Origin of the sequence: Bacillus sp. SIMBA_074, assembly GCF_046534555.1 — a bacterium.
Classification (GTDB): domain Bacteria; phylum Bacillota; class Bacilli; order Bacillales; family Bacillaceae_G; genus Bacillus_A; species Bacillus_A mycoides.
This window is the reverse complement of sequence record NZ_JAWRYM010000888.1, coordinates 1-253: the sequence shown is the minus strand read 5'-3', so window position 1 is coordinate 253 and position 253 is coordinate 1. Positions and strand designations below refer to the sequence as shown.

The window sequence follows — 253 nt, the reverse complement described above, 5'->3', positions numbered from 1 at the left end:
GCTGCGTCCAGCCGCTGCCGTATGGATTACTGTCATTGAGCGTAGCGCTTTTGGTGATTCCTTTTTCTTTTAAATAGGTAAAGATGCGTTTGGTTCCATGTACATCTGTATGTGGTGTCTTGAAAATACCAGCACGAACCGGATTAGTGATTTGGTCAGCAGCAGCCATGGAAATGAGGGGCAGCTTTTCTGCTGCAGCGAATTCCGCCATACCGAGGGATGGACCGCTACCGGATGAGCCCAGTACTGCTAC

General features: G+C 49.8%; 1 pseudogene. It reads right to left on the bottom strand.

The features are described from left to right. Positions 1-211: pseudogene (locus tag SB773_RS33315) on the bottom strand (ABC transporter substrate-binding protein); the annotation flags it as partial. Positions 212-253: the final 42 nt, after the last annotated feature.